Origin of the sequence: Marinobacter aromaticivorans (genome assembly GCF_002806975.1) — a bacterium.
Lineage (GTDB): Bacteria > Pseudomonadota > Gammaproteobacteria > Pseudomonadales > Oleiphilaceae > Marinobacter > Marinobacter aromaticivorans.
The window spans coordinates 1-16304 of the sequence record NZ_NIHD01000002.1; the positions used below are offsets into that span (position 1 = coordinate 1).

At 56.0% G+C, this 16304-nt stretch carries 16 protein-coding genes; 11 read left to right on the forward strand and 5 right to left on the reverse strand.

The genetic code is table 11. The features are described 5' to 3' along the window. Nucleotides 1-618 (forward strand): hypothetical protein (locus CDH48_RS02815; protein WP_157807791.1); only part of this gene is annotated, 618 nt, incomplete at its 5' end. After that, on the forward strand, nucleotides 618-1799 hold the full coding sequence (locus CDH48_RS02820) for a WD40 repeat domain-containing protein (protein ID WP_100687220.1): 1182 nt from the start codon (nucleotides 618-620) through the stop codon (nucleotides 1797-1799). The genes CDH48_RS02815 and CDH48_RS02820, both read left to right, overlap by 1 nt. Nucleotides 1800-1807: 8 nt before the next feature. On the opposite strand, the gene speE is transcribed toward CDH48_RS02820, so the two are convergent. Beyond that, nucleotides 1808-2689, reverse strand: a complete 882-nt coding sequence (speE, locus tag CDH48_RS02825; protein WP_100687221.1) for a polyamine aminopropyltransferase — start codon at nucleotides 2687-2689, stop codon at nucleotides 1808-1810. A gap of 217 nt (nucleotides 2690-2906) precedes the next feature. Between speE and speA the strand changes: the two genes are divergently transcribed. From speA to CDH48_RS02855, 7 genes are all read left to right on the forward strand, one after another. After that, the gene (speA, locus tag CDH48_RS02830) at nucleotides 2907-4817 is read left to right on the forward strand and encodes a biosynthetic arginine decarboxylase (protein ID WP_100687222.1); all 1911 of its coding nucleotides are present in this window, start codon (nucleotides 2907-2909) and stop codon (nucleotides 4815-4817) included. Nucleotides 4818-4948: 131 nt separating this feature from the next. Continuing rightward, nucleotides 4949-5548, forward strand: coding sequence for a sigma-70 family RNA polymerase sigma factor (locus tag CDH48_RS02835; RefSeq protein WP_100687223.1), 600 nt, complete (start codon nucleotides 4949-4951; stop codon nucleotides 5546-5548). Continuing rightward, the gene (locus tag CDH48_RS02840; RefSeq protein ID WP_100687224.1) at nucleotides 5545-6186 is read left to right on the forward strand and encodes a ChrR family anti-sigma-E factor; all 642 of its coding nucleotides are present in this window, start codon (nucleotides 5545-5547) and stop codon (nucleotides 6184-6186) included. The genes CDH48_RS02835 and CDH48_RS02840 overlap by 4 nt, the downstream gene beginning before the upstream one ends. Nucleotides 6187-6479: 293 nt before the next feature. Beyond that, entirely contained in the window at nucleotides 6480-6662 is a 183-nt protein-coding gene (locus CDH48_RS19770) for a hypothetical protein (RefSeq protein ID WP_379923427.1), read from the forward strand. Then, nucleotides 6628-6900: an acyl-CoA dehydrogenase family protein gene (locus CDH48_RS19775; protein WP_227520915.1), complete on the forward strand. Its 273-nt coding sequence runs from the start codon at nucleotides 6628-6630 to the stop codon at nucleotides 6898-6900. Before CDH48_RS19770 ends, CDH48_RS19775 begins: the two co-directional genes overlap by 35 nt. A gap of 146 nt (nucleotides 6901-7046) precedes the next feature. Beyond that, entirely contained in the window at nucleotides 7047-7850 is an 804-nt protein-coding gene (gene tcdA / locus CDH48_RS02850) for a tRNA cyclic N6-threonylcarbamoyladenosine(37) synthase TcdA (RefSeq protein WP_100687225.1), read from the forward strand. Between the two features lie 21 nt (nucleotides 7851-7871). Beyond that, nucleotides 7872-9845, forward strand: coding sequence for a cation:proton antiporter (locus tag CDH48_RS02855; RefSeq protein ID WP_100687226.1), 1974 nt, complete (start codon nucleotides 7872-7874; stop codon nucleotides 9843-9845). Here the strand turns inward: CDH48_RS02855 and CDH48_RS02860 are convergent. The 4 genes from CDH48_RS02860 to CDH48_RS02875 all read right to left on the reverse strand — a co-directional run bounded on the left by CDH48_RS02860 (nucleotide 9842) and on the right by CDH48_RS02875 (nucleotide 13380). After that, the gene (locus CDH48_RS02860; protein WP_100687227.1) at nucleotides 9842-10837 is read right to left on the reverse strand and encodes an NADP-dependent oxidoreductase; all 996 of its coding nucleotides are present in this window, start codon (nucleotides 10835-10837) and stop codon (nucleotides 9842-9844) included. The genes CDH48_RS02855 and CDH48_RS02860 overlap by 4 nt on opposite strands. A 141-nt stretch (nucleotides 10838-10978) precedes the next feature. Continuing rightward, nucleotides 10979-11443 carry an acyl-CoA thioesterase gene (locus tag CDH48_RS02865; protein WP_100687228.1) on the reverse strand — a complete coding sequence of 155 codons (465 nt, stop codon included), beginning with the start codon at nucleotides 11441-11443 and terminating at the stop codon, nucleotides 10979-10981. Next, entirely contained in the window at nucleotides 11443-12525 is a 1083-nt protein-coding gene (locus CDH48_RS02870; protein ID WP_100687229.1) for an SMP-30/gluconolactonase/LRE family protein, read from the reverse strand. Before CDH48_RS02870 ends, CDH48_RS02865 begins: the two co-directional genes overlap by 1 nt. Nucleotides 12526-12558: 33 nt before the next feature. Then, nucleotides 12559-13380: an alpha/beta fold hydrolase gene (locus tag CDH48_RS02875; RefSeq protein WP_100687230.1), complete on the reverse strand. Its 822-nt coding sequence runs from the start codon at nucleotides 13378-13380 to the stop codon at nucleotides 12559-12561. Nucleotides 13381-13801: 421 nt separating this feature from the next. Here CDH48_RS02875 and CDH48_RS02880 point away from each other — a divergent pair, with 421 nt between their 5' ends. Then, entirely contained in the window at nucleotides 13802-14824 is a 1023-nt protein-coding gene (locus CDH48_RS02880; protein WP_100687231.1) for an AraC family transcriptional regulator, read from the forward strand. Further along, nucleotides 14824-16254 (forward strand): cardiolipin synthase, encoded by a 1431-nt coding sequence (gene cls, locus CDH48_RS02885; RefSeq protein ID WP_100687232.1) that lies wholly within the window; start codon nucleotides 14824-14826, stop codon nucleotides 16252-16254. The genes CDH48_RS02880 and cls overlap by 1 nt, the downstream gene beginning before the upstream one ends. The last annotated feature ends 50 nt before the right edge of the window (nucleotides 16255-16304 follow it).

A 16304-nucleotide genomic window follows, 5' to 3' on the forward strand; every position in this document is an offset into this window, starting at 1 on the left:
TATGGTAAAAAGTGGTGGAGTTTTCCCAACTTTCTCAAAAATGGTTTCAGACCACCCATTGAAAAGCTCTACAAGGACTACCTGCCTCTTACCTTCGAAGCCTGGAAAACAGCCCACCCCCAGCGTTCGGCGTATGTACCCGAGGCGCTCAAGCAAACCGTCAAAGCCAACTGGGACAGGCTCGAAAAAGACATTCTTGCTGAAGCAAATGCCCTGAGGCAGCCCTGTATCGATTGCCTGCGTAACGGCGAGCGGCCGCCAGAGTACACTCTGTTGTCGCCGTTGAATCACCGTGCCAGCGTAAGCCTGCAGGTGGCGAAGGATTATGTTTTACGTTTGAAGAGACTTGCGGTGAATGGTTGGTTTCCGGGGCAGTCGCCCAGACCGGCGCTGGGGTATGCGGGGTTTGAGGACGTAGTGGACAGTGAATCACGCGACTTTGATCAATTTATCAACAGTCTTATCGAAAAAGATAAGGTTGAACAGGTTGACCAATCAACATGGCTTTTTAGTCATTCCGGGATGCGGATTCCCACCCAAGAATTGTTCGAAGAAATCTACCAGCGAGAAATCATGCAGAGCCAGTTACTAGTAAATTCAATGTTTGGACGTTACTGATGAGCAAATTCAATCTACGGGCACTTTTTCTGTTTGGTGTTGCTTTAGCTGCAGGATTCAGCTTGTGGGCATTTTATAACTCACCCGGGCCGGTCATGAGTGCTTCTGTTTCCTCAAACGGGGCGTTTGCCATCACCGCCCACAGGGATCAGAAGTTGATTCTGTGGGATTTGAAAGCACATAGCCGGAAAATCATTAGCCGCGACGCTAACATCTATAGTGCCTATTTCGTTAAAAATCGGGATATTTTTCTCTGGCAGGATCTCGATAATGTCGTCACCGCTCAATCGACAAACGGGGTGACCCAGACGGTTTTTGAACTAGACAAGCCGACCTATGGTCACCTTATAACACCGGATCTCAGCACCTATTATTATTCCGACATTGGTTGGGGCATATTTCAAAGGACAGAGGACGGATCTACAGAGGTTATAAAAGCAACCGATGGCAGGGCTTTTCTTGGCTATCACAAGCTCTTCAACCTCTCGATGGACGATTCTGAGCGCTGGATAGTCTCTGCAGGGAGCGGAGAGCCTAAAGGATTTGAACCGCCCTATTACCGGTCGATACAAGAAGTCCTTGACCAGGGGGAAGACTTCCAACACATGTATGGTGTTGCTTTATGGAATCTCGAGACCCGACAACCAGCCGCCAAACTGGACGGTAATTCATCCAAAACCCACGCCGTCATTAGCCCAGATGGGCAATGGGTGGTCAGCGCGGACGAAAACGGCAAAAGCTTTGCTTGGAACACATCTAACCCCGAAAAACGAATGCGTAACGCAGGGTACTCGGGCCTATTCATCGAAGGCCTCTCGGACGATCTTCCAACTTCTGAATATTATGATAACAGTGAGCTTATAGATCTTCCCAAAGGCACAAATATTTTCACCATCGCCGTTGCCTTCATCCACAACAGCGAATACTACCTCCGCTTTGGCAACAACAGTCATATGGCGGCCCTATTCAAAACCGGCAGTCCCTGGCCCGTGAAGTACTTTGACCTTGGTGAATCACCCAGGTTGGTTACCTACGGCAGCAACTACGACCGCAACACCGCCATCGCCACCTCTCCCGAAGCGGGTATTCTGGCGATGGGGCATCAGTCTAGCGGTGGAATCAGCGTGTACCATTTTGACGCGGACCAGCTAACTCTCGAGCGGATCTGGGTGGTGGAGTAACGCTTGAATTAACCCTCTATGGGTCGCGTTTCGTCTTCCAGGGCATCAATCATGAACTGGGGCATGGCCAGCGCGCCGTGGTGGATGCCGCTGTTGTAATAGCGGGTTACAAAAGGCCGGTTGTTTGCGTCATCCTCGCGGAAATATCTCACTGGATTGTCTTTGCTGGCCATGGTGCAGCTCCACCAGCCGGTGGGGTAAACAGGCTGAGGGAACGGCAGCGTTTGCACATGGTCGAAGCCGGCTTTACGCATGTCGTCGTGCATGTCTTTTATGATGGTGTTGGTGTGCAGCAGTGGTGATTCACTTTGCTGCACAATAATGCCACCCTCACCCAGTGCCAGCATGGCATCCCGGTAGAAATCCAGAGCAAACAGGCCTTCGGCAGGGCCCACCGGGTCGGTGCTGTCGATAATGAGAACGTCAATGCTGCCGGGATCTACTTCCCGCATCCACTGTACGCCATCGCCGAAGAAAAAATTGGCCCGTGGATCGTCGTTGGATTCGCACAATTCCGGGAAGTATTCTTCAGACAAGCGGGTTACACGCTCGTCGATTTCAACCTGCCAGGCTTCTTCCACAACGGGGTGTTTCAGCACTTCTTTCAGGGTCCCGCAATCTCCACCACCCACAATCACCACTTTTTTCGGATTTTTATGGGTGAAGAGCGCCGGGTGGGTCATCATCTCGTGGTAGAGAAAATTGTCCCGGGTGGTCAGCATAACGCAGCCATCCAGCACCATCAGGTTGCCAAAAGTTTCGGTTTCGTAGATTTCCAGCTTCTGAAACGGTGTCTGCTCTTCGTGCAGCTTCTGTTTTACCTGCAAAGAGAAGGCGGTTCCCTGATCCTGGAATACTTCGGTGAACCAATCGTTATTCAGCGTTGTCATGGTGCTCTCCTGCAAAACCCTGGTGCAATGGTCAAAACGTGTATTGTAGGGGCGCGCGCCGGCCAGCCATAGTGTTTGTTGCCGATTATTACCGGTTGGCCGTGTCACGATATGACCAACAGCAACGGGTACTTTCAGCTGCAAGGGCTAATCCCTACAATACCAGCCATTGCGCCGGCCTGCCCGGCCCCGGTTTTTTTCCAGAAGGACAGCAGCCATGAGCAACACCAGCGCCTCCCCGGCTCACAAGGTTTACAACATAGCCCAATGGAGCGAGGGCTATATCGGTGTTAACCCGGAAGGAGAGGTTGTGATCCGGCCCAATCGTGGCAAAAGCGAGGCGGAGATCAACCTGCCGGAACTCACTCGCTCGTTGCTGGACTCAGGGCTCCAGCTGCCGGTGCTGATCCGCTTTACCGACATCCTTCACGACCGGGTGAACAAGCTGTGCAACGCGTTCAACAACGTGGCCATGGAGCAAAACTATAAAGGGCAGTACACAGCGGTCTACCCCATCAAGGTAAACCAGCAGCGCCGGGTGGTTGAAGAACTGATTGCCGCAGAGCCGGCGGCCAGCAACGGGCAAATCGGTCTGGAGGCAGGCAGCAAGCCGGAACTGATGGCAGTGCTTGCGCTGGCCAGACACTCCGGTTCGGTTATCGTATGCAACGGCTACAAGGACAGGGAGTACATCCGGCTGGCGCTGATCGGCCAGAAGCTGGGCCACCGCGTGTTTATCGTGGTAGAGAAACAATCGGAGTTGCCACTGATTCTGGAGGAAGCCAAAAAACTGGAGGTCTCCCCGCTTATCGGCGTCCGTGTTCGCCTCGCCACCATTGGCAAAGGCAACTGGCAGAACACGGGCGGAGAGAAATCCAAGTTCGGTTTGTCCGCCAGCCAGGTTCTGGATGTGGTGACTACCCTGCGCCAGGCCGGCGCTTTGGACACCCTTCAGCTGTTGCACTTTCATCTGGGGTCCCAGATTGCCAATATCCGCGATATCCAGACCGGGTTGCGGGAGTGCGCACGCTTCTACAGTGAGCTGAGGCACATGGGCGCGCCGGTGAACACCGTGGACATCGGCGGCGGCCTGGGTGTCGACTACGAGGGCACGCGTTCCCGCAGCGCCTGCTCGATGAACTACAGTATGCATGAATACGCCTACAACGTGGTGCACGTGCTGCAGGCAGAATGTGATCGCCATGACCTTCCCCATCCGGACCTGATCAGCGAATCGGGCCGGGCGCTGACCGCACACCATTCGGTGCTGGTGACCAATGTCATTGACCGTGAGGAGCCGGAGGACCGCCAGGCCAGAAACCCCGGGCCGGATGCACCTTCCCCCCTGCAGGATCTCTGGCGCGATCTGGAAAGCCTGCAGGACCCGGCCTCCCCACGCTCACTGGCGGAAATCTATCACGATGTATTGCACGCCATGGCGGATGTTCACGGCCAGTTTGCACACGGCACGCTGTCCCTGCAGGAACGTGCAGATTCAGAAACCCTCTATATCCGCTGCTGCCGGCTGCTGCAGGGCCAGTTGGACAAAAACAGCCGGGCCCATCGCGAAATCATTGACGAACTGAACGAAAAGCTTGCTGCGAAGCTGTTCGTCAACTTCTCGTTATTTCAGTCCCTGCCCGATGTGTGGGGCATAGACCAGATATTTCCGGTCATGCCGGTGAGCGGCCTGAACCGCCCGCTCACCCGGCGCGCGGTGATTCAGGATATCACCTGCGATTCGGATGGTCGCATTGACCGCTATGTGGACGGCCAGGGCACAGAAACCACGCTGCCCCTGCCGGAGGACAAACCCGGCGAGGCGCTGCTGATGGGTTTTTTCATGACCGGTGCCTATCAGGAAATACTGGGGGATATGCACAACCTGTTCGGTGACACGCACTCGGTGGATGTTCGCCTGAACGATTCCGGAGGCTTCGATACCAGCGAACCCATTATCGGCGATACGGTTGCCCATGTGCTCAGGTATGTGAACTTTGAACCCGAAAAACTATTGCAAACCTACCGCGACAAATTTGCCGCAAGCGATTTGCCGGAAGAGACCCAGGCCAGGCTACTGGAAGAGCTGAGCGCCGGCCTTGAGGGTTACACCTACCTCGAAGACTGATAGTTTCTTTGGCACAAGACAGATCCGCACTGAGACATTGCCCGTAGATAACAAGACTGACAAACCCGGGACGAGTGCATAGAATGAGCAAGGTAACGAACATAAATCATGCGACTGTCAAGGAGCGTCCGGTGACCACACTGGATCAGCAGCCAACACGTGCCGAGGGCCGGAAAGACCCCTGGAGTCAATTGTTGGTGAAGGTGGGGAAAAGCCAGGACCGCCAAGCCTATCATTCTCTGTTTGAGCACTTCGCCCCGCAACTGAAGTACTACGCCATGGCAAACGGCATGGCCAGCCACGCGGAAGAACTGGTGCAGGAAGTGTTCGTGTCTATCTGGCGCCGCGCCAGCCTGTATGACTGGCAAAAGGCAGCAGCCTCTACCTGGATTTTCACCATTGCCCGTAACCAGCGGATTGACATGTTACGCAAGCTGCGGCGCACCAGTGCAGAAATGCCGGTCGAAACAGAAGATCTCTGGCAAATTCCCGGCGAGAATGAAGATGAGCCGGTAACCTCCCTGCACCGCCTGATGTCTGAGCGCCGGGTGCGTGAGTCCCTGAGTCATTTGCCGGAAGACCAGATTACGGTAATCGCAAAGGTGTATATGGAGCAAAAATCCCACCAGATGGTAGCGGATGAACTGAACATTCCTCTTGGTACCGTAAAAAGCCGGGTGCGCCTGGCACTGAGCAAGCTGAAAGTGATTTTGCAGGACCAGAACGTATGACACGGCACCATCCCGACGGCCTGAGTTTAATGGAGTACAGCGCGGGCAACCTGAGTGAGCCGCATGCGCTGTGCATCAGGCTGCACCTCGACAAGTGCTCCCATTGCCGCAGCCGGGTAGATACGCTCGACAGCCTGGGCGCCGTGATGATGGAACAACAACCGAAGGTCAGTGTTTCCGAGACTGTTTTTGACGATATTCTCGCCCGAATCGACGATTTGCCCTCAGTTCAACAACCTGCAGAGAAAGCTGCACCTAAAGTCAGTATTCTTCAGAAGCTGTTGGGGGAGGACATCAATAAACTGCCCTGGAAGCGGCAACTGGGCGATGTCAGCGTACTGGATATCACGGAGAAATTTCCTGGCCAGAAGGAGCAGGTTGTATTGCAGAAGCTGGTAGCAGGAGGCAAAGCGCCAGCCCACACCCATCGTGGCACCGAAACCACTATTGTGTTGCAAGGGGCCTTTGCCGATCAGAAAGGCGTATTCAACCAGTGGGATTTCGTTGTTCTTACCGAAGAAGACGAGCACAAGCCAGTCGCCGTTGGATGTGAGGATTGCATTACACTTTCTGTGCTAAGCGCCCCGGTTAAGCTGACCGGCACCTTTACCCGGCTGCTCAACCCGTTTATCCGCTGATATTCTTTCGGACGGTGGCGGCTTTGAGAGTGTTCATGCAATAACAGGCTCCAGCAAGTGATCTTCGCTTTCTGCTGTTTGACGTACTGGGTGTCAACCGGCTTCACGAGTTCGAGAAGTACACGGATGCCACGCCGGACCTGATTTCCGCAGTTATTGACGAGGCCGGCAAACTGTCGGCTGAAGTTATTCAGCCAACCAACCAGAACGGTGACCGTGAAGGTTGCCATTACGACCCGGAAACCCACGATGTAAAAACCCCGGAGGGGTTCAAGGAAGCCTACAGAAAGTTTGTGGAAGGGGGTTGGACGGCCCTGGATGCGCCCCTGGAATTTGGCGGACAAGGCCTGCCCCATACCCTGAAATTTGTAGTGGATGAAATGGTATGCTCCACCAACCTCTCGCTGGGCATGTATCCGGGGCTCACCCACGGTGCCATCAGTGCGCTGCATGCTGATGCGTCAGAAAGTGCTTAACGAAGGTATGCGGGCGCTGGCGCTGTTTACCGGCCACCAGTTGAATCTTTCCGTTGCCCACCCTGACAAATCCACACGTGCATCGGCGGATGATCTGGTACAACTGCTCACGCCTGTGGTCAAAGCCTTCCTCACCGACGAAGGCTACAACAACGCCAACTGGGGCCAGCAGGTGCTGGGCGGCTCCGGCTTCACCCAGGACTGGCCACTGGAGCAACTTGTCTTTAATAGCCTGTAATCTCCTGGATACCAGGGACACGGTTGTACAAAAGCGAACTCTGTGCAGAGTTCGCTTTCCCGTTTCCCCATAGCTCCTTTATCACCCCTGCGTTACAATTTGCGATTTCCCGCACTTTGCCATCACACTACCAGCATGAGCCATTAATGAACGCAGCTCCTCCCGCTTCAGACTACACCTTCCGCTTTGGCGGTATTGAACGGCTATACGGCCGGAAGGCCCTGCACGCCTTCCGCGATGCCCACATTGCGGTTGTCGGCCTGGGCGGCGTTGGTTCATGGGCGGCGGAGGCTCTGGCACGCAGCGGCATTGGTACCATCACCCTGATCGACATGGATGATATCTGCGTGTCCAACACCAACCGCCAGATTCATGCTCTGGAAGGCCAGTACGGACGCACCAAGACCGACGCCATGGCCGAGCGGTTGAAAGCCATTAACCCCCATGCCGAAATCCGTGTGCACTTTGGCTTTCTCACGCTGAAAAATGTTAGCGAGCTGATCACACCGGATATAACGGCAGTGGTGGATGCCATAGACAGCGTAAAACCAAAAGCTGCGCTGATTGCCCATTGCCAGCGCGGGAAGATCCCCGTCGTCTGTGCCGGGGGCGCGGGAGGCCAGATGGACCCCACGAAAATTCTGGTGGCCGACCTCAGCAAAACAACCCAGGACCCCTTGCTGGCCAAGGTTCGCAATCTTCTGCGCCGGGAATACGGCTTCTCCAGAAATTCCAGGCGACGCTTCGGCATTGAGGCCGTATACTCAACGGAACAGCTCACGTATCCTGCCGCAGATGGCGAAGTTTGCCTGCAAAAGCCGGCAACCTCTGGCCCTTCGCGGCTGGATTGTGCCTCAGGCTTCGGCGCCGCCTGCCCGGTGACCGCCAGTTTTGGTCTGTTCGCAGCCTCCCGGCTTTTAAATCGCATTGCAAAACGCACTAACCAATAACCACACGGATTCCAGACCTCTATGCCAGCCAGCACAGTCCTGATTCTTGCCAGCATTGGCGTTCTCTCACTGACTTTTCAGTGGCTGGCCTGGCGCGTGCGCGTGCCCGCCATTCTTTTCCTGCTCGCAGGCGGCATTCTGGTAGGCCCGGTGCTGGGTTTTCTCAAACCGGATGAGGTGTTCGGCGACCTGCTGTTTCCCATGGTTTCCCTTGCCGTTGCCATTATCCTGTTTGAAGGCAGCCTGACCCTGCGCTTCAACGAAATCCGCGGGCACGGCAAAATGGCCCGCAATCTCATCCCCGTTGGCTCCATTGTCACCGGAATTATCGGCACCCTGGCCGCCCGCTGGGTTCTGGACATTTCCTGGGCCGTCGCCCTGCTCTTTGGCGCCATTTCCATTGTCACCGGCCCAACGGTTATTGCACCGCTACTGCGCTCGGTGCGCCCCAGCGCCAAACTTGCCAACATTCTGCGCTGGGAAGGCATCATCATCGACCCCGTGGGCGCCCTGCTGGCAGTGCTGGTGTTCGAGGGCATTGTTTCCTGGGGCCAGGGCAATGTGTTTGGCCACTCCCTGTATATATTCGGCAAAACACTGCTGATCGGGTTTGTCATCGGGGCTCTTGCCGGCTACCTGAACGGCCTGGTGCTGCGCAAACATCTGATGCCGCAATACCTCCACAACGCCGCCACTCTTACCTTCATGTTGGGCGTTTATGCATTCTCCAATGAAATGGCCCACGAGTCCGGTCTGCTCACGGTAACGGTTATGGGCATCTGGATGGCCAACATGAAACAGGTCTCTGTCGACAGCATTCTTGAGTTCAAGGAATCCCTGAGTGTTCTGCTGATTTCTGCGCTGTTTATCATCCTCGCGGCGCGGGTGGAGTTCGCGGCAATTACCGATCTGGGATGGGGTCTGGCGATTGTTCTGGCGTTGCTGATGCTGGTTGCCAGGCCGCTGAGCGTGTTCTTATCGGCCATAGGAACCGATCTGAACTGGCGGGAAAAACTGTTTCTGAGCTGGATTGCCCCCAGGGGCATCGTAGCCGCAGCTGTGTCAGCGCTGTTCGCTTTCCAGCTACAGAATCTCGGTTACGAAAGCGCCGCCGCCCTGGTGCCTATGGTGTTTGTATTGATTATTGCCACCGTTACCCTGCAAAGCCTGACCGCGCGGCCCATAGCCCGGTTGCTGAAAGTCACTGAACCTGCCGAATACGGTTTCCTGATTCTCGGTGCCAACCCGGTGGCCCGCATGATCGCACAGGCGCTCAAGAAGCATGAGGTACCGGTTGCCCTGGCCGACACCAACTGGGAGAACGTGCGCCAGGCAAGAATGGACAACCTGAAGGTTTACTTCGGCAACCCGATTTCCGAGCATGCCTCAACCCATCTGGACCTCACAGGGATCGGTAACCTGCTGGTTATCTCCCCCTACAAGCACATGAACTCGCTGGCCACTTACCATTTTCTGGACTGGTTCGGTGACCACAGCGTTTTCAGCCTTTCGGAAGGCGACCAGGACCAGAAGGCACGGCACCAGACAGCTGAGAAAATCCAGATGACCCGCGGTCTGTTCGACGGCGTAAGCTATGCCAAACTGGCCAGCCTGGCCAGCCAGGGTTACTCGATCAAAACCACCCAACTCAGCGAAGAGTATGGCTACAACGATTTTCTGGCGAAATACAAGGGCAAGGCCATTGTGCTGTTTGTATTCGACAGCAAGGACCGCATTAGCCCGGTACGCAGCATGGACGACCTGCAGCCCGATGATGACTGGATACTGATCAGCCTTGTCCCCCCCCGGAAACCCAAAGAACGGAAGCCCAGGGAAAGCGACGGGGAGGGTGCAGAGCCTTCAGCTATGGGTGGGGAGCCGTCAGCGAAGGATGAAGAGCCGTCACCGAAGGATGAAAAGCCTTCAACCATGGAAAAAGAGCCTTCTGTCCCCGGAGGCAAGCCCCCGGCAGAAAGCTCGTCTCCGAAAAACTAGTCTGTCAGCTGGCTGCAGTCCAGAACCAGCTTGCCCCGCACATGCCCACCTTCAAGAAGCTGGTGGGCTTGTGCCACCTGATCCAGCGCAAAAGCCTGTTCAATGTGAACCTTCACGTCGCCGTCCTCAATCAGTTCGGCAATTTCATCCAGGTGAAAAACATCCGGGCGCACAGTCATGCCGTGGGCTCTCAACCCCTGGGCTTCCGCAGCACTGACAACCTCATCAGCGGTAACTGTGGGAATGGTTACCAGCGTGCCGTTATCACCCAATGTGCGCAGGGATCGTTTACCCGTATCACCGCCAACCAGATCCAGCACAACATCCAGCCCGAAGCATTCATCAGCGAAATCGGTGGAGTGGTAATCGATGACTTCGTGCACTCCGAGCTCCGCTAGAAAATCACGGTTACCGGAAGAGGCGGTTGCAATCACATGGGCGCCCCGGGCCAGCGCGAACTGCACAGCCAAATGCCCTACACCGCCAGCACCCGCGTGCACCAGAATCTTCTGGCCAGGCTCAAGCTCGGCCACTTCAAACAGCGCCTGCCAGGCCGTGAGCGCAGCCAGTGGCAGGGCCCCGGCGGTGACCAGGTCAAGTTCCTCGGGCACCATGGCCAGTTCGTCTGCCCGCGCCAGGGCATACTCAGAGTAGGCCCCGCCACCCAGCGGGAAGCCAACCATCCCCATAACCCGGTCTCCGGGTGCCAGAGTGGTTACACCGCTCCCGATGGCAACCACCTCGCCGGCCACATCGTACCCGGGTGTCCAGGGCAACGAGCTTTCAATCTGCTGTGCCACAAACCCGAACCCCTTGCGGGTTTTCCAGTCAATAGGGTTAAGCCCGGCGCCGTGAACACGAATCAGTACCTCACCATCCTGTGGTGACGGAATATCCGAGCTGACAACCTGCAGAACATCAGACTCTCCAAACTGGTGGTAGACCACCGTTTTCATGGACGTTTCAGGCTGCTGATCAATGGGGGTATCCATGGGTATCTCCGGAAAAGGCGATGATAGTGGCTTTTGAAAATGGCTATCGATATTGGTTACTGATAGTGGCTGGTCGGGACGGGATGTCAGATTTCCTGTTTCAGGTTACCAGAAGTTGCCGGCAATAGTGACTCCGGCAGTCTAAAGGCCTTTCCCCCCCGCGACACACGCTGCTTGCATGATATCCGCAAACTCCTTCGGCGCCCGCGAAGGCCGCTGGGTTTTCAGGTCCACACAGGCATGGGTCGATACAGCCCGCACCAGGGTCTTGCCATCCGCCGGCCGCACCAGCTGGAACTGTCGGGCGGAACGGAAGCGACCATCAAAGCCGGTCAGCCAGGTGCCCATAACCAGCCGGTCACCGGGATTGGCAGCGGCAAGATAGTCAATTTCCGTGCGGGTAATCGCCATGGCTTTGCCGGTAGCTTCATGCAGCTCCCAGGTCATCCCCAGGCTCTTGACGTGGGCCCAGCTGATGTCTTCCAGCCAGCGCACGTAAACCACATTGTTGGCGTGCCCGAGCTCATCGGTATCCTCTTCAACCACCAGGATTTCAAGGGTGAAGGGATCAGGAAGATCCCATTGGATTGGCTTCTGTTCTGTCATTACGGCCCTCCAGAGTCCAGAGCGGACTGCAGCGACATGCGTCCTATACGGTCGTTGTGAAGCGAACCAAAATACAGGTAACCACCGTGGGGATTCACCGATGTGATTTCCTGAAGATGCTTACCTTCAGTGTCGTGCAGGCTGGTGATCACCTTACCATCGCCATCAAAGGCCGCAACCAGACCGTACTCCTGGGGGGCCGGCTGCAGGCTTTCGGGTAGTTTGGCGACCAGTTCCTTGAGCCAGGGCCTGGGATGCAAGGCATCAATGGAGGCGTTTCGAAGTGTGGGGAAAGCGACCCAGAACCGTCCTTGCTCATCCACCGCCAGGTTATCGGGAAAGCCTGGCAGGTTGTCCGCAAAAATCTCCGCCTGACCGGCTTTCGGGCCCTGCAGCCAGTAGCGGTGAATGCGGTATTTCCAGGTTTCATTGACCAGCACATACGCGCCGCCCGGAGCCACCGCAACGCCGTTGGCAAAATGCAGATCACCCAGCAACACCTCGGTTTTGCCGGTTTCGGGGGAGTAACGCATAAGCCGGCCATGGGGGCGCATTTCCAGAAGATCGAGCTGGTAATCCGGCTGCTGGAAACGGGAGCTGGCATCGGTGAAATAAATCCGGCCGTCTTCTGCAATATCAACATCGTCAGTAAACCGGAACGGAGTGCCTTCTGCCTCACGGCTGAGCACGGTGATATCGCCGCCCAGTGTAATGGAGATCAGGCCTTTCCAGGCATCGGCTACAATCAGGTTTCCCTGCCTGTCAAACACCATCCCCAACGGGCGTCCGCCGGTGGACAGCCAGTTATCAACCTGGCCGTCAGGGTATACGCGCACAATGTAGCCGTCCTGGGTGCCTGTAAAAATGACACCCTCGGAGTTGATCGCAGTATCTTCGGGCCCGTAAACCTTTCCTTTTGCCAGCAGTTCTGCCTGGCGCAGGCGCTCGTTGGGGGCCAGTAAGCCGCTCATGGCTTCCGGCGCCGGCGGTTGCCAGGCTTTGGCATCAACAGGAGACGGCATCAGCTGAAAGCCTGCCAGCAAAAGCAATACAACAAACAACACCGCCATCAGCCACTTCATACCTTCAACCCTTATCCCTTCATCCCTGCCTGTTTATTGTTTTTTAGCAGCCTGGTCGCCCGTCTGGGCACTCAAAAACTGCTTGCACAACCCCACGACTACGTCGGTTTTTTCAGCATGCAACCAATGGCCGGTGCCTTCAATAACCTGTAGCTGGCTTTCAGGAAACAGCCGGCGTATCTCATCCTGGTGCTTGTCCTGAATGTAAGCCGAATCAGCGCCCTTCAGGAACAGAACCGGGCCATGATAGGGGGCATCACCTTCGGGTGCGGCTGCAAGGTTGGCGTAACAGGCATCAATGGCTTCCAGATTCAGACGCCAACGGTACACTGGCCCCCCTCTGGTCTGTTCCTGTTGTGGAATCCGTTCAAGGTTCATCAACAGAAACTGTCGGACCCAGGGTATCTCGACAAACTCCGCCAGTTGCCTGTCGGCATCCCGGCGCGAGCGCACGCTGGCAAGATCAATCTGCTTCAGGCCTTCAAGCACTGCATCATGCCGTGCTTTGTAGGTAACCGGCGCTATGTCGGCAACAATCAGCTTCTCAACCCGCTCCGGTGCCTGCAAGGCAAGCTGCATTGCAACCTTGCCTCCCATTGAGTGTCCCAGAAGGCTGGCCTTTCCGATACCCTGTTCGTCCATGTAGGCCAGTACATCCCCGGCCATGGTGGGATAATCCATGATATCGCTATGAAAGGAGCTGCCATGATTGCGCTGATCCAGGGCATGAACCTGGTAGTCGGCCTGGAGTTGCCGGGCAACCGCACCCAGATTTTCCGATGCGCCGAAAAGGCCGTGTAGCAGAATCAGGGGCTCCCCGTCTCCGGTAATTCTGTGGTTCAGTATGGCAGTCATAGGCAAGGTGTCTCCGTCAGGCATGACAATGTTCAAATGCCGTTACATTAACACTGCCAGCCTGCTGAACAAGAGGGGGATTCGGATAGCGTACTTCCTGAAACAAAAAAACCGGGCAAAGCCCGGCTTGAAAGTCATAAACGTGAACTTTTCAATTCAGCAGTAATACATATCGCTCAGATACTCTGCAAGTGCCGCGACATTTTTGCGCTCTTGCTCGGTACGGGGTACAAAAATCTCATGTTCCATAAACACCTCCTGTTTGGCCTTTCCATTTCTTCAACCTGATGGGTAAATGCTATCGTTAATAGAGGAGAGGGCCGTTGACAGACTGTCCCAATCGTTTGACATTTTGTACCAGCATCCATGACAACCCGTTAATGAGCCGGCTAATGTGACTTCTGAACCTGCAAGTACCGAAATGACACCCCTTGTTGCGGCTTCCAGCACGCTGGCGCTGGTGCATTACCTGCACCGTCGTGGTGTTCTGGACAACCAGCGGGTTCAGCAGCTTACGGGCCTGGATATGGCAGCACTTGAAGACCCGGACCGGCGCGTGCCTGCCAAAGCACATTACCGGCTGTGGGATTACGCCGAACGGGTCACCGGCGACCCGGCAGTGGGTCTCAAGGCGGGGCAGGTTATTGATCCGGAACGCATGGGGCTGGTGGGGCATGTGTTCTTTAACTGCGATACCCTGGGCGAGGCGGTCATCCAGTATGTGCGTCTGCACAGGCTGATCAACGAATCGGTCATTCTGAGCTTCGAGCAAACCGGCGATCTGGCTATTCTGTGCTGGCAGGCAGACTCGCCGGAACACTACTGTCGCCAGGACATGGATCGAACTCTCGCGGCTGCGTTGAGCAGAACCCGGCACTTTATTCACCCCGGATTACAGGCCGAGTGGGCGGAAATTGCGCATCCACGCCCGCAATACGCCGATCAGTACGAAAAACTGGTGGGTGGCCCCGTGACCTTTGGTGCCTCGACAACACGGCTCGCGTTCAACAGCCGCCACCTTGACCACCCGATTCCAAACCGTAACCCCTATGTCTATTCAGCAGTCCTGCGGCAGGTCAACGGGCTGTTGGCACGCCTGCAGACGCGGCGATCGTTCAGCCGCAAAATCCGCAGGTTGATATCGCGTCAGATGTCGACCGACAGGATAGACGCCGATACTCTGGCAAAGCAGTGCCACATGAGCCGCCAGACGCTGTACCGGAGACTGAAAAAAGAAGGCCTGGGTTTCCATGAACTTGTGGAACAGGTACGCAAGGATAAAGCCTTGCGTTATGTGGCTTCGGATCACTATGCCCTGGGGGAAATAGCCTTTCTGCTGGGCTTCTCTGAACTGAGTGCCTTCAGCCGGGCTTTCAAGCGCTGGACCGGCATGGCTCCGGCCCAATACCGTGCACAGCACCTAACCCGGGAAACGGATAAATAATGCCTGACACCTCACTACTGGCCATCGCCCTCGGCCTGCTGTACCTGGGCTCGGCTGCCTGCATTTACCGCATATTGCTGACTTACCGCACGACGCAAGGGGCCATCGCCTGGATTATCAGCCTGCTCGGCCTGCCCTACCTTGCTGTACCCCTGTTCCTTGTGTTCGGCCGTTCCCGCTTCGGGGGTTATGTCAAAGCCCGGCGCATGGGAGACAAGACTCTCACCGCCCTGCTTAACCGTTTTGAGCGCAAGTCCACATCCCTCTCCTTGCCGGATCAGCAACAGCTGGATAATCAGCTCCAGGTTCTTTGCAAGCTCGGGCGTCAACCCTTCACTGAAGGCAACCGGTGTACATTGCTGCGCGACGGGGAGGCAACCTTTGAAGCCCTGATCAAGGCCATGGAGCAGGCAACGTCCTATATCCTTCTTGAATTCTACATTGTACGTTCAGACAAAATTGGCCAACGCATCAAAAGCATTCTTGAGCACAAGCTGTCCGAAGGCGTGCAGGTATGGTTTCTGTACGATGATATCGGCAGTTTCGGGCTGTCCCGCATTTACCTCAGGGAGCTGGAAAAAGCCGGCGCCCGGGTTGCCTCTTTTGGGGATGGCGACATCCGCCGCCTCCGGTTCCAGATAAATTTCCGCAACCACCGGAAACTGCTGGTCTGCGATGGCAAAATCGGATTCGTTGGAGGCATCAACCTGGGCGATGAGTACCTGGGCACCGCAATGGACCAGGAGCCCTGGCGGGATACCCATTGCCGGATAGAGGGTCCGGCCGTGACCGGGCTGCAACTGGCCTGGCTGGAAAACTGGAACTGGGCCAGCAACGAATTCCCCGTTCTGGACTGGTCCCCGGAACACCGGCTACCGGGTGATGAGCGGGTTCTGGTGCTCCCCACCGGCCCCGCCGACACCTGGGAAACCTGCACGCTGTTTTTCCTGAACTGTATCAATAACGCGCGAACCCGGCTCTGGATTGCTTCGCCGTATTTTGTTCCGGACGTGCAGATTGTGAATGCGCTGCAGTTGGCTTCGCTCCGCGGGGTGGATGTGCGAATCATCATCCCGGAAAAATCCGACAGCCGGCTTGTGCGGCTTGCGGCGTACTCCTACCTCATTCAAGCCAGCCATGCGGGGATCGGCATTTATCGTTACCAGCCCGGGTTTATGCACCAGAAGGTTGTCCTGGTAGACAATCATTACGCCGCAGTGGGTACTGCGAATCTGGATAACCGCTCCATGCGCCTGAACTTCGAGATTACCGCGATCAACACGTCAGAACGTTTTGTTTCCGAAGTGGACGCCATGCTCCGGGAAGACCTCGCCCATTGCCGCAGAATGACGGAGCAGGACTACCAGGGTCGCTCCATTGTGTTCCGGCTGACCTGCCGGGCAGTGCGCCTGCTGGCACCCTTATTGTAGACAGCCCGCGGCGCTGGCTCTGCAGCCGGTGAATATGCGACTATTCCTCT